The 14495-nt window shown below is 45.3% G+C and carries 10 protein-coding genes; 7 read left to right on the top strand and 3 right to left on the bottom strand.

Annotated elements, in window-relative coordinates; genetic code table 11:
• Window position 1: 1 nt before the first annotated feature.
• The gene (locus RIF36_RS12620) at window positions 2–715 is read right to left on the bottom strand and encodes a hypothetical protein (protein WP_350069073.1); all 714 of its coding nucleotides are present in this window, start codon (window positions 713–715) and stop codon (window positions 2–4) included.
• 288 nt (window positions 716–1003) lie between these two features.
• On the opposite strand from RIF36_RS12620, the gene RIF36_RS12615 reads away from it, so the two are divergent.
• The 5 genes from RIF36_RS12615 to RIF36_RS12595 all read left to right on the top strand — a co-directional run bounded on the left by RIF36_RS12615 (window position 1004) and on the right by RIF36_RS12595 (window position 9510).
• On the top strand, window positions 1004–1282 hold the full coding sequence (locus RIF36_RS12615) for a co-chaperone GroES (protein WP_151999945.1): 279 nt from the start codon (window positions 1004–1006) through the stop codon (window positions 1280–1282).
• A 46-nt stretch (window positions 1283–1328) separates the two neighbouring features.
• Complete coding sequence (gene groL / locus RIF36_RS12610; RefSeq protein WP_151999944.1) at window positions 1329–2960, top strand: chaperonin GroEL; 1632 nt, start codon at window positions 1329–1331, stop codon at window positions 2958–2960.
• 157 nt (window positions 2961–3117) lie between these two features.
• A complete protein-coding gene (locus RIF36_RS12605) occupies window positions 3118–5475 on the top strand; it encodes a TonB-dependent receptor (protein ID WP_350123813.1) in 2358 nt (785 codons plus the stop codon).
• 3 nt (window positions 5476–5478) lie between these two features.
• Window positions 5479–6372 carry a DUF4249 domain-containing protein gene (locus RIF36_RS12600; protein WP_350123810.1) on the top strand — a complete coding sequence of 298 codons (894 nt, stop codon included), beginning with the start codon at window positions 5479–5481 and terminating at the stop codon, window positions 6370–6372.
• Between the two features lie 132 nt (window positions 6373–6504).
• Window positions 6505–9510, top strand: a complete 3006-nt coding sequence (locus RIF36_RS12595; RefSeq protein ID WP_350123807.1) for a CHAT domain-containing protein — start codon at window positions 6505–6507, stop codon at window positions 9508–9510.
• Here the strand turns inward: RIF36_RS12595 and RIF36_RS12590 are convergent.
• The gene (locus RIF36_RS12590; RefSeq protein ID WP_350123804.1) at window positions 9507–11042 is read right to left on the bottom strand and encodes a peptide MFS transporter; all 1536 of its coding nucleotides are present in this window, start codon (window positions 11040–11042) and stop codon (window positions 9507–9509) included. The two genes, RIF36_RS12595 and RIF36_RS12590, sit on opposite strands and share 4 nt — an antisense overlap.
• A gap of 254 nt (window positions 11043–11296) precedes the next feature.
• Here RIF36_RS12590 and pckA point away from each other — a divergent pair, with 254 nt between their 5' ends.
• Window positions 11297–12868 (top strand): phosphoenolpyruvate carboxykinase (ATP), encoded by a 1572-nt coding sequence (gene pckA, locus RIF36_RS12585; RefSeq protein ID WP_350123836.1) that lies wholly within the window; start codon window positions 11297–11299, stop codon window positions 12866–12868.
• A gap of 49 nt (window positions 12869–12917) precedes the next feature.
• Window positions 12918–13586 (top strand): peptidoglycan DD-metalloendopeptidase family protein, encoded by a 669-nt coding sequence (locus RIF36_RS12580; RefSeq protein WP_350123801.1) that lies wholly within the window; start codon window positions 12918–12920, stop codon window positions 13584–13586.
• On the opposite strand, the gene RIF36_RS12575 is transcribed toward RIF36_RS12580, so the two are convergent.
• Entirely contained in the window at window positions 13572–14411 is an 840-nt protein-coding gene (locus RIF36_RS12575; RefSeq protein ID WP_350090911.1) for a phosphoribosyltransferase family protein, read from the bottom strand. The two genes, RIF36_RS12580 and RIF36_RS12575, sit on opposite strands and share 15 nt — an antisense overlap.
• Window positions 14412–14495 lie beyond the last annotated feature (84 nt).

Raw genomic sequence — 14495 nt, 5'->3', positions numbered from 1 at the left:
TTTAAGAGATGCTGATATTTCGCACAAGTAGCCTTTTGGCTATCGGAAGTAGTGTTTCCGGCAGCGGGAAGAATTGTTTGCTGACAATGGCGTAAGTGGCCGGATTGGGCAAGTTGGCAAACTTCTTCACCAGCTTGAGCTTGATGTGTTCGAAGGTATTTGAAAGAGTTCTTTCTTCTCTCTTCAGAAATTGAGTATTGATCCCCCTGAACTTCTCATTCGACTGCTCAAAGAAAGTGAGCTGATACTGGTATATGTTCACGTCGCTGCTCACATCCTGACTCAAAAACAAATAGCCTTCGTTGGTGTAAATGGGCGTAACACCCACTGGCACAAACTCCAGATTATTCTCCACAAACTCATAAATTTCCTTCCCAACCTCCAGCGCATTCTGAAACTTTGGCATCGCAAACTCCACAATGCTCTCTATTTCAAGCATCAGGTCGTCGTCCTCCACCAGCTTTTGATAGGTAAGCTTCAGCTTGCTAAAATCAGCTTTGGAGATGGACTTAGGGAAGTTTTCATACAGCAACGACTTGTTGCTCTTTATGGTCATCAGGTTTTGGTAGTGAAAAACCATGTCTGACATAAACGGATAGAGCTTTTTGTCGTCGAAATTTGCTCTGACGTTCTTGAGGTAGGCCAAAAGCACATACTTCTTGTACTCAAAATCAATCAATCCATCGGTTAACCAATCTACTTTCAATTGTTCCATATTCATTGATTTTTTTATCACACATCAAAATATAAAAAGCTTGAAGCAACGAGTCAAGTAGATGCAGAAATGAAGCCAACTTTTTCGCCCCGGGCTGACATTGCCTGCCGAGATTATGCCATGCAATGAAAATTTGTCAGGCATCCTGTCATCTTTTCAAGCCAACACTGACAGTTGAGGCACAAAATGGTTCAAATTGGCATGACTTGGCAGTCAAAACGTGAGTGGCACAAGATGTGCAAGCGGTGATACATAGAATTTAAATAACCACTAAAATTCAAAACCAATATGTCAAAAGTAAATTTCAAACCATTAGCAGACAGAGTGCTGGTGGAGCCAGCACCTGCAGAAGAAAAAACAGCTTCTGGTATCATCATTCCCGACACTGCTAAAGAAAAGCCACAAAAAGGTCAGATCGTGGCTATTGGCACTGGCAAGAAAGATGAGCCTATCAACGTAAAAGTTGGTGATCAGGTACTATATGGCAAATACTCTGGCACTGAGATCGCCATTGATGGCAAAGACTACCTTATCATGAGAGAGTCTGACATTTTTGGCATTATCTAATTAGACAACAAAAAATTATCTGTAAAGAGTAAAAACACAGAAAACTATGGCAAAGGAAATTTTCTTTAATACCGACGCAAGAAACAAACTGAAGAAGGGCGTTGACACACTTGCAAATGCAGTGAAGGTAACGCTTGGACCTAAAGGTCGGAACGTCATTCTTGACAAGAAATTTGGTGCTCCTACTGTAACGAAAGACGGTGTGTCAGTAGCCAAAGAAATCGAATTGAAAGACCCTATCGAAAACATGGGTGCTCAGTTGGTGAAGGAAGTGGCTTCCAAAACTGCTGACGCTGCTGGTGACGGTACTACCACTGCGACTGTTCTTACCCAGGCGATATTCACAGTAGGTATCAAAAACGTTGCGGCTGGTGCTAACCCAATGGATCTTAAGCGTGGCATCGACAAAGCAGTATCTGCGGTTGTTACCCACCTTAGAGGCCAGTCAAAAACTATCAATAACTCTAGCGAAATTGCTCAGGTAGCTGGTATCTCTGCTAATGGAGATGCTGAGATCGGTAAAATGATTGCCGATGCAATGGACAAAGTAGGTAAAGACGGTGTGATCACTGTTGAAGAAGCCAAAGGAACGGAAACTGAAGTAAGAACTGTAGAAGGTATGCAGTTTGACCGTGGTTACCTTTCTCCATACTTCGTGACCAACACGGAGAAAATGGAAGCCGACCTTGAGAACCCTTACATCCTGATCTACGACAAGAAGATCAGCAGCATGAAGGAATTGCTTCCAGTACTTGAAGCAACTGCTCAAACAGGCAAGCCACTTGTTATCATCTCTGAAGATGTAGACGGCGAAGCATTGGCTACACTTGTAGTAAACAAAATCCGTGGTGCGCTGAAAGTGGCTGCTGTAAAAGCTCCTGGCTTCGGTGACCGTAGAAAAGCGATGTTGGAAGACATTGCTATCCTTACCGGTGGTACTGTAATCTCTGAAGAAAGAGGCTATAAGCTTGAAAACGCTACACTTGACTCACTTGGAAGAGCAGAAAAAATCAACATCGACAAAGACAATACTACTATTGTTAATGGTGCTGGTACTGCTGCCGACATCAAAGGTCGTGTGAACCAGATCAAGGCGCAGATTGAAGCTACTACTTCTGACTACGACAAAGAGAAACTTCAGGAAAGACTTGCTAAGCTTTCTGGTGGTGTAGCTATCCTTTACATTGGTGCTGCCACTGAAGTGGAAATGAAAGAGAAGAAAGACAGAGTAGATGACGCTCTTCACGCTACAAGAGCCGCCGTTCAGGAAGGCGTAGTAGCTGGTGGTGGCGTTGCACTTATCCGTGCCATCGAATCTCTTGACAAACTAAAAACTGACAACGAAGACCAGGCGATTGGTGTGAACATCATTCGTGTAGCTTTGGAGTCTCCTTTGAGAACCATCGTTGAAAACGCTGGTGGCGAAGGTTCAGTGATCGTTCAGAAAATCAGAGAAGGCAAAAATGACTTCGGTTACAATGCTGCCACTGACACGTTCGAAAACATGTTCAAGGCTGGTGTAATTGACCCAACCAAAGTAACTCGCCTTGCCCTTGAAAATGCTGCTTCTATCGCTGCTCTTCTGCTTACTACCGAAGCTGTAGTAGCTGAAAACCCAGAAGATGAGAAGGGCATGCCTCCAATGCCAGGTGGCGGAGGAATGGGCGGAATGATGTAATCATTCATCAACATTCATATATTTGCAAAGGCGCTGAAATTCAGCGCCTTTCTTTTTTTCCGCTGGTCGAAACGTCAACCGCATAGGTTTTCACAACTTATCTTGTATAATTTGTGTCATTTTTCAACGTTACCTAACGTCAACCTACTTTTTTACCATGAGATACCTGCTACTTTTTAGCCTTTTATGTGTTACAAGTATCATCTTTGCTCAATCGAACACTATTTCAGGTTACGTAAGAGACCGTGAAACAGGCGAAAGCCTGATTGGTGCCAATGTTTTTGACAAAAGCACTTTGAAGGGTACCACCACCAATCATTTCGGCTACTACACGCTGCCACTCTCCTACTCAGAAGTTCACCTGGTTTTTTCATACGTCGGCTATTTGCCGATAGATACGCTCATCACTCTCAAGGGCAATGTGGAGCTCTCCATCCGGCTGGTTCCACAAAGCATGCTTGATGAGATAGTGGTGACTGCCGAAGAAGACCTCGTCGACATGCCTCAGATGAGTAAAATTGGCATACCGGTAGACCAGATCAAATCGCTCCCTGCCCTGGCTGGCGAGGTCGACATTTTTAAAGCATTGCAGCTCATGCCCGGCATTCAGTCCGGTTCCGAAGGCAGCAGTGGTTTGTATGTGCGTGGTGGCGGCCCTGATCAAAACCTTATCCTTCTTGATGGCGTGCCGGTTTACAATGCCTCTCACCTGTTCGGTTTCTTCTCCGTTTTTAATGCGGATGCCATCAACAACGTGGAAGTAATAAAAGGTGGGTTTCCTGCCAGATATGGAGGCAGGCTATCCTCCGTGATTGACATTTCGATGAAAGAGGGTAACAACAGAGAATTAAAAGGCACCGGCTCTATTGGTCTTATTTCGTCAAAGCTTACGCTGGAAGGCCCGCTGAAAAAAGAAAAATCCTCATTCATCGTTTCGGCCCGAAGAACCTATATCGACATTCTGGCAAGGCCCCTTATTAAAGCGAACACTGATGGCGATGAAACTGCCGGCTACTTTTTTTACGACCTCAACGCCAAGGTCAACTACACCTTCTCCGACCGTGACAGGATTTACCTCAGCACCTACACAGGTGACGATAAAGCCTACGCCAGAAGCAAAGACTTTTATGTGTCGGACAATACGAGGTACGACTACAAAGATGAGTTTGGTCTCAAGTGGGGCAATATCACTTCGGCCTTCAGATGGAACCATGTTTTCAGTCCCAAGATATTCAGTAATGTGACGGCCACCTACAGCAAGTACCAGTTCGACATCTTCCAGGAATACTATAACAAAACAACCACCCCCACCGAAACTACCGAAGACAGCGGTGCTACCCGGTATTTTTCAGGCATCCAAGACCTGGCCCTTAAAACAGACTTTGAGTTCACCCCTCACGTCGATCATCAGTTGAGAGCGGGAGCCAGCGCTATTCATCACACCTTTAATCCCGGCATTCTGGCCTACACTGCCTCCAACGATGCAGACACCACGCTGGGCTCCACCAAAACCAGAGGACTTGAGCTGGCCACCTACTTTGAAGATGACTGGACTATTTCCAAAGCGATCAGGGTCAATGCGGGAGTTCATTTTTCCGCCTTCAATGTCAATAATATCTGGTATCAGAAAGCGCAACCCCGGATCAACGCCCGCTATTTGTTCGACAACGGCCTGGCTATTAAAGCTTCTTATGCCACCATGGCACAGTTCATTCACCTGCTCACCAACAGCAGCATAGGGCTGCCCACAGACCTGTGGGTGCCTGCCACCAAAAACATCAAGCCTCAATACTCCTCTCAGGTGGCCATAGGTGTGGCTAAAAACATCACCAAAACCTATGAGGTGAGCATTGAGGCATACTACAAGGACATGACCAACCTGATCGAGTACAGCGAAGGTGCCAGCTACCTGGACCCTCAGAAAGACTGGCAAGACAAAGTATCGACAGGCAATGGAGTAAGTTATGGTACAGAATTGCTTATCCAGAAAAAGACCGGAAGGTTCTCCGGGTGGATAGGTTATACGCTTTCAAGAACGGAAAGAACCTTCCCAGACTTGAATTTTGGAAAAACCTACCCCTACAAATACGACCGGCGCCACGACGTGAGCCTCGTTGGTATTTATAAACTTCGGGACGACTTTGAGTTCAGTGCTACCTGGGTGTATGGCACCGGCAATGCTGTGAGTTTACCTGAAGAAAGGTATGCAGGCCGGGGGCAATCGTACAACGCCGGGCCTGGTAGGCCAACCTATTATTTCTACGATGAGCTACTGTATTACCCATCACGGAATAACTATAGAATGAGGGCTTACCACCGCCTCGATGTGAGTGTAAGTAAGACAAAGAAAAAAAAGTGGGGGCAGCAAACCTGGTCTTTTGGTGCATACAATGCCTACAGCCGTGCCAACCCTTTCTTTATGGACATTGGCTACGATAGAAGTGGCAACAAAAAGTTTAAGCAGTACAGCTTGTTCCCGATTATCCCATCTGTTCGTTACAACTTTGAATTTTAAACTATGAGATATTTATTCGTCCTACTCGCAGTTTGTGCGATATCGTGTGAAGTTGTGGTTGATGTGGATATTCCTATTAAACCCGCTTCCATCACAGTTCATAGCACTATCAACCCCGACAGCACTTTTCAGGTGCAACTTACTGCGAGCCAAAATATCCTGAGCAATAATGAGTTTTCATTGATACCAGACGCAACTGTCAATATCTATGAGGGTGAGATTCTTGTGGAAACCCTCGTGCAGAATAGCGAAGATGGCTACAAGGGCACATTAAAACCTTTAAAGGGGCACACATACACTATAGAAGCGTCGAAAGATAACTATAAGACCGTTCAAGCTACCGACACTATCCCCAGTTCCAATATCACAATACATAGTGTATCGTTTTCGAAAAACTTAAAAGAATACTACAACCAGGAAGTGTATACTATGGCCATTGAATTTGACGATCCCAATGATAAAAACTATTATGAGATCGGCTTGTACGGTCCACAGTTCACATTCGACAGGAGCGTCAGTCCACCGGTAATAACCGACACACTACTTGTTCAATATTATTTGAGGAGCGAAGACCCGATTTTTGCAGACACTTACCGCAACTCCAGTGGCTTTTGGGCTTTTTCTGATGCGCTTGTGGATGGAAAAAGGGTCAAAATCAACTTCAGCATTCAATTATACCAGCTAGTCTCTGTTGATGAGATAGAAGTCACTGTCGTCTTGAGAGAAATATCTCGCAATTTATACACTTACAAGCAAACGGCAGGCTTGCAGCAATCGCTTAACGGAGACCCATTTGCCGAGCCAGTGCCTGTCTACAATAATGTTAAGAATGGCTACGGCATCTTTGGCGCCTATCAACAGACAACAAGCACAGTTACAGTTCGCAAAGAAGAATAGTCCGACCCGAAACGACACTTATTCAGTATCCAGTCAGGGGGAAACCTCCTGCTTGCTGCAATACCTGATTTAGAACTAGTCTTACTTGCTCACCTTCGCTATTCTGGCTACCTTTCTACCTGAATTCTTCTTATGAGAGCCAAGCTAATCACCCTCATTGCAATAGCATTTACCTGCTTTCAGGCAAAGGCAACAACAGGCCCCAAAAAGGACACAACGAAAGTGCTAACTGAAATAGAACTTCAGATGCTAAAGGCAGATTCGCTGAAGCAGATGAATCAGTTTGAGCTGGCGCTGGAGTATTGGGAATTTGTGTTGACCGACTTCACCAGCAGCCATATGAATCGGCTGAGAGCGCTTAACGAGAGTGCAGACTTGTATAGGGAACTTGACTTAAAAACTAAAAGCAAAGACCGGTTAACCGAGGCCAGGGCGCAACTTCCCTCCAATACAGAACATAAAAACCTCAGAAGTGAAAACTTGCTCTTTTGGGGAAGGTATTACAGTGATTCCAACCAAAAAGACTCTGCGCTGCAAAGCTTTAGGAACGCTGCATTTTTGGCAGAAGAGATAAATGACAACAAGCTCAAATTCCTCAGCTGGGTTGAGCTTGGCAATTTTTACAGAAACACTGTCAACAACGATTTAGCGGCTGTCTATTACTACAACAAAGCCGTCTCCCTATCGGAAGAAGGTAAAGTTAACATGCCAATCATTGAAGCTCGTACGAGCTTTGCAATGGCGGAGACTGCCAATGAATTGAATGAAAAAGAAAAGGCCATTGATTACAGTCAGGAAGCCCTTCATCTCATGGACTCGTTGGAAGCGTCTGTACATTATGATTTTATTGCCGATCTGAATTACCTGATGGCGACCCTCTATATTGGGTTGAACGAACCTGAAGATGCCATCAAGCACCTGACCCGGGCTATTGATCTCCGTAAAAACTATAGTCCCGAAGATCAAACTTACAATAAGACCTACTACTACCCCACTCTGTCGATGGCCTATGAGGCTACACACTCGTTCGATTCGGCAATTTTGATAGAAGAACGCTTAAGCTCGCTAACGTCATCAGACGACATCAATACCAGACTGGAAACGCAATACAGGCTTGCCGCTCTTTACCTCAAGCAAGGAGACCTATTACAGGCTAACAAGCTTAGCTCTGCGTACCTCAAATATCATATAGCAAATTCTGCCCCTTCAAGTCCGGAAGTTTTCAAAGCACTTATAGCCAGGGCCGACTACTTTTTCGCCGCCAATTTGCCCGATTCGGCTTTCCACTTTTACACCCGAAGTTTGAAAACAATTGATGGAGGTCTTACCATTGACAATTTGGCTGAAAAAGTAAGCGAAGCACAAATCTCAGCACATTTACTACCACGAGTTATGGCTGCTATGGAAAAAATTGCCATTGCCATCGTGAGTGAGGAGTATGTTTCGACAGAAAGACTGACCAATGGCTTGAGCATGCTGGAAGCGACACTGGCGTATACGAGATACAACTCACCCTACGGCCCGGAGGAGCGGGTAGTCCTCGACAGAATAGCTAGCTTTCATCTCTTGACTGAATATGCACTTGGTGCGTCGTATCAGCTCTACGAGCGAACCAGAGAGAAGTTATACTGGACAAAAGCGTTGCAGCTCATAGAAAATGACAAGCTCATACGCATTCGAAAGGAAGCTGCCGAGGCTATGTTCCTCAACAAAGCAGGACTTCCCGATTCACTGGAGTCAACTTTCGCCGATCTCAACCAAGAAATATTGGATCGTATTGACGAACTGGAGCTCGCCATCAACGATGTTGAAAGAGTAACCAGAGAGGATTTATTGATTGAAAGCTTTGGCAAAATGGTGAGTTGGAGGGCAAAAGCGCAAAATTATATGAAGAACAGTAGCACAGAGTATTCACTGTTCGATGATGTTACCTTCATGGACTTCCACAACCATTCTAACATTCACCTAATCGAATATTTTTATGGAGTTCGTCACGTGTATGGACTCAGCGTAAGTGACTCATCCAGCATGTTCATTGAAAATGAAGTAAATCCTGAGTTTGAAGCCAAAATACAACGATTCCTGTCGCATTTTTGGATCACACCATCCGAATTTTCCCAGGATGAAATGGTTGACTTTATTGAAAGCTCGAACATTCTGTATAATGAGATCGTAGCACCATTGCTTCCAAACCTACCAAGCGAAAAAACGATTGTTTTGGCTCCTGACGGGCTCATTAAATTGATCCCCTTCGAGACGCTGCTAGTAGAAGTGCCTTCCAATCCAACAGGCTATAACACTTTGCCCTATCTCGTCAAATATACCTCGATCTCGTATATTACTTCGGCTGAAATGCTTCTCGATCACCCTCCGGCATTGCCAAAACACAATTCCCAATTGACCTCTTTTGCATTGAAAAGCAGATACAACACCAGCGACACAACCTCCAGCTACATCATGCAGGAAATCAAAAACTCCAGGCTCTATTTTGAGGGCTTGACATTTCGGGGTGAGCAGGCAACAAAAGATGCCTTCATCAGAATAGCTCCCCGATTTGAAATTCTCTATCTGTTGATTCACGGTGATGCGATTGACTACCCCAAGCTAATATTCAACCCGGGAAAAACCACTAATATCGAACGAAACCTTTATAGCCACGAGATTTATAATCTTGACCTGTCAGGCAATGTCATTGTATTAACTTCGACAGAGACAGGCATGGGGCTGATACCGCACGGCGAGGCGGTTATTAGTATGGTGAGAGCTTTCCTGTCTGCCGGCAGTGGCACGGTGGTTTTAGGCCTCTGGGAAGCCCACGACGAGCACAGCAAAAATATTATAGGCAGCTTCTTCAAAAAGCTGTCTCTGGGAAACAACACACTTCAAGCGCTGAGGGATGCCAAACTTGAGTACTTGTCTACCGCTGACAAGCTGTCGGCCCACCCTCACAACTGGGCGGAACTTATTTCGTATGGAGAACCCGTGCAGGTAACCACGGAGAAAGACAACGCATACCTTATGTGGGTGCTTCTTTTTTTCTTTATCCTCCCAATTCTCGTCACTATCTCATCTGTAAGAGAGAAATACATCGACAAAATAGAAGCTGAAGACAATGCCCGGCAGCAGGTTCACCACTAGTGAACTTCTTTCATCCATTTCTTCAGCCAGGGGCTCAGCACCACCACCAGCAGCGCAAAGCCAAATGACACGTAGGCGATCTTTTCGAAGCCGTTGAGGTACACATCAAGCGTGTCCCAGCCTCCCACCTGATCGGCCGACTGGCTCGATTCAATGGCAAGGTACTCTCCAACAATCCCGCCGATCTGGAAGGCAAAAGCGGATGACATAAACCAAACACCCATCATAAACGACTTGATTTTGAGAGGTGAAAGGCTGGTTATTTTTGAAAGACCAACGGGCGACATGAAGAGTTCTCCTGTAGAAATGAACAGGTACATGACGACAAGAAAGATAAAAGGAACGAATCCGTTGTCATCCGCAAAACTCTTACTCAAGCTGATAATGAAAAAACCGACGCCTAGCTGGGCAAGCCCCATGGCAAATTTATAGGGCGTTCTTGGGTTCTTTCCTTTTTTCGAAAGCCACATCCACACAACCGGCATCACCATTGAAAACACAACTATAAAGAATGGATTCAGTGAGTTGGTACCGGCTGCATCCATCCACACCAGGTTCACATTTCTGGCGGCAAACAATGTAATGATGCTGCCCGATAATTCATGAAAGCCCCAAAAGAAAGACATAAACATGGTGAGGAAAACAGCCACGACCAGCTTCTGCCATTCCTCCTTTGGAAGCTTAATACTTACCCAAACCAGGTATCCGATGATCACAACCAACAGCACATAAAAGAAGAGTCTTACTATTGACCCTTCAAAAATGTTCCCAATGGTGTAAATAGTGTAGTCGGAGATCATGAGTGTGATCACAGGAACGGCAGCAAATGACAAAAGAGGCACCCAAACACCGACCTTCAACCCTGCCCACTTTTTTTCTAGTTTTTCTGGTTGCAAGGGGTATCCCCTATCACCGAACACTCCGCTTCGGGAGCCATAGACAAATGTAACAAGCCCTAACACCATCCCCACGCCTGCCGCACCAAAACCATAGTGCCAGCCATAGGCGCTTGCAAGCCACGCACACAGCAGCGGCGCTGTGAAGGCGCCGATATTGATCCCCATGTAGAAGATGGTAAAACCGCCATCCTGTCTCGGATCATTTTTTTCATAAAGCGTGCCCACAAAAGTTGAGATATTTGACTTGAAATATCCCGTGCCGATGATGATTAAAGCAAGGCCAGCAAAAAAAGTTGCCTGATTGTCGATGGCCAAAACGAAATGGCCGATTGACATCATGATCCCGCCAAGAATAATCGACTTTCTGTTACCTAAAAGAGCATCTGACACCCTACCGCCAAGCACGGTACTTGCATAGACCAGACTTCCGTAGGAAGCATAAATAATAATCGAACGGGTATCTCTGTCTGCAAACGCTTCGAACAACTTATTGACCATGTAGAGCGTCAGCAACGCCCGCATGCCATAAAAGCTAAAACGCTCCCATAGCTCAGCAAAAAACAGATAAAATAACCCTTTAGGATGGCCAAACATTTGTGGCGTTGCGGTACTCGCAGAATCATTATTTGACATATGCTTCTTCTTTTTCTCGAGGTAAAAAACCTAAATTGCAATCGTTTTCGGTGGGTAAAATTAACGCAAGTAATGAAAATATTGCCTACATACAAAACCTGCAAATAATCTGTTGCCGAGCTGACAATCGTCAACATTTTTGACTGAAGAGCTAGTTACATTGAATACAACATATAACCCAAAAATTCCTTATGCAAGATGTAATCTCAAAAGCCCCTGAAGTTTTTACATGGGAGCCACATTCCGGGTCGCCGATGGAAAAACTCCAACGCACGGCTAAAGAACTAAAATGGAACCTCAGCCCGGCCGAGTTGATTGAGGAAGCACTGTCGAATCAGGAAGGTCACCTCACCAGTACTGGAGCGTTTATGTGCGACACAGGCCAGTTTACAGGTAGGTCTCCGAAGGATAGGTTTATTGTGAAAGACGAAAAAACGGAGAAGACGGTCTGGTGGGGAGACATCAACATCCCTATCTCAGAAGCCCATTTCGAGAAGCTATATTATAAGATGGTCACCTTTCTGGAAGGAAAGAAGGTTTACATAAGGGACGCTTACGCAGGAGCCGACAAAGACTACCAACTAAATCTGCGAATCGTGAATACCCTTGCTTGGCAAAATCTATTCTGCCACAACATGTTCCTTCGCCCAACAAAGGATGAACTCAAAAACTTTGCTCCCAATTTCACCATCATTTGTATCCCGGAATTCAAAGCCGACCCCAAAACTGATGGTGTCAGGCAGGAAAACTTTGCCATCCTCAACATGAGCAAAAAAGTGATTCTGATAGGCGGCACAGCGTACGCCGGGGAAATGAAAAAAGGTGTTTTCTCAGTTTTGAATTACCTGCTGCCACACGACCACCACGTGCTGTCGATGCACTGTAGCGCCAATATTGGCAAAGAAGGAGACACAGCTATCTTTTTCGGCCTGTCCGGCACAGGCAAAACCACCCTCTCAGCTGATCCTGAAAGGATGTTGATTGGCGATGACGAGCATGGCTGGACAGACAAGACAGTTTTCAATTTTGAAGGCGGATGCTACGCTAAAGTCATTAATTTAACCCGGGACGAAGAGCCCGAGATATGGGATGCCATATCGTTTGGTGCCATTGTAGAGAACACCAGGTTCTTTCCCGGCACGCACGAAGTTGACTACACGGACAAAACGGTCACGCAGAACACCCGAACAGCCTATCCTATTAGTCACATAAAAAGTGCTGTTTCCCCTTCCATTGGAGGTATTCCGAAGAATATATTTTTCTTAACAGCTGATGCTTTTGGTGTGTTACCTCCTATTTCCAGGCTTACTAAAGGACAGGCTATGTATCATTTCATCTCAGGGTATACGGCAAAGGTTGCTGGTACTGAGACGGGCGTCACCGAACCACAAATGGTATTCTCGGCATGTTTTGGTGCTCCGTTCATGCCCTTGCACCCTACAGCCTATGCAGAAATGCTTGGAGAAAAAATGGATAAGCACCAGGTCAATATTTGGTTGGTAAATACAGGTTGGACAGGCGGCCCCTTCGGCGTTGGGGAACGCATGAAGCTCAAATACACAAGAGCGATGATTTCGGCGGCACTTGAAGGCAACCTCGACCATGTGGCTTACAAGCCCCATAGTATATTTGGCACCCTCATTCCTCTGGAATGCGCCGGAGTACCCTACCAGGTGCTTAGCCCAAGGCAGACATGGAATGATGATGAGAGGTATTATAAAAAGGCCAATGAGCTGGCAAGAGCCTTTGTCGATAATTTCAAAAAGTATGAGAGCTTTGCCAACAGGGAAATCCTCGAAGGGGCTCCTAAACCCAACGATAGTTAACACTAAAAAATGTAATTTTAAGCCCTTTTTAAATCAAAAGGGCTTTTTTATGCAACTCAAAGAAATTCTTTCAAAACATAAATCCAGCTTTCATGAGGTAATGAAAGGCGTACACGACACCTCCAACCTGAAAAAGGTAGACATGTCCAGCTACAACAAGGAGTTGATGGCTGTCGATGTCAACAACACAGCGGTGTTCACCGAATGGATGGAAGACCAGCTGGATGGAAAAATCGGTTGGGGTGGATATATGGAGCACAGGGAAATATACCGGAGAAGTAAACACTTCGACGGGCAAGGTGAGCCCAGGAGCCTTCATCTCGGCATTGACCTTTGGGCACCTGCTGGCACCGCTCTTTATTGCCCGCTGGATGGCTTCGTTGAGAGCTTTGCTGACAATATCGGCTTCGCCAATTACGGACCCACGATCATTTTGAAACACCTGCTGGATGGCCATGTCTTCTACACACTCTATGGCCATTTGAGCCGGTCGTCATTAATCAGGTTATCTATCGGTGAACAAATCCAGCGAGGATCAAGATTTGCTACACTGGGCGACAACGAAGAAAATGGCAACTGGCCGCCGCACCTGCACTTTCAACTGATCACTGACTTGATGGGGAAAGTTGGAGATTTTCCGGGAGTTGCAGCCGTATCCGACAGAGCCCTCTTTGAAAAAAATTGTCCCGACCCAAACCTTCTGTTAAACTGCCAATGAAAGCAGGGCGGGCTTGCGATCCAAAACATCTCTTAGCAGAAGATAATTTGTTTCGTATTCAGGCATAACATGGTAGCCGTCGCCGCAGATACATTCATCCAGGCGAGTCAAAACCGCTGGCGGTATCTCAAGAAGAAAAGTTCTAAGTTCAACCAGGTTTTGATAAGACAGCACATATTTACACACCCGGGCGTTGATGTGAAAAATGTCTTTTCCGATGATTGTAAGAATATCATTAACTGAAGCAATTGATGTGTTGTTGATGTCAAACTCTACCGACGCCGGGAAGTCTCCTTGCAGGGAGCCTACGTAAGCAAAGACTACTTCGTCTACTACCCCCGCTATCGTGTCTGTCATCTTTCTTTCATGAGCCCCTGTTACCCGGAGGTCGTCTACCAAAATCAATTTCTTCTTTCTGAAAAGATGATCATCAATTGTAAGGACATTCCTATCCATGAGTGAGAACCTGTCTGCCGCCGACATCGATCCGTAATCATTAGGGAATACGGTTTCTCTTCCAACCTTTACTTTTTGAAGGAAGGGAAAGTAGGTTTGAAGAGCTTCATACACCAATTGAGCAATGGCCTCTGCGGCGGTGGGTGCTACTTTGTAAGCCGAGGCACACACAATCACTTGTTCATTTTGCCAATGTCCATAGTCGAGTAGAAGTTGCGCTGCGATTTGGCTTGCATACGCCTGGGCACTCTCGTGGCAGCCGTATTTGAATAGGCTATATTGTCGGGTATCGAACAAAAATCCCTCCTGATCATAGAACGTATCAGATCTGTATGAAAGTTGATAGAGTGAAAAACTGTTCACGGTCATTTCAGCGAACGATGATTGTTAAATTTTCCGTGAAGTACCGGAAAATTTCGATCAGCCAACAGCCCTCAATATGAAATAAGTTTT

This window comes from Imperialibacter sp., from assembly GCF_040222815.1.
GTDB lineage: Bacteria > Bacteroidota > Bacteroidia > Cytophagales > Cyclobacteriaceae > Imperialibacter.
This window is presented reverse-complemented; position numbering and strand designations above follow the sequence as displayed.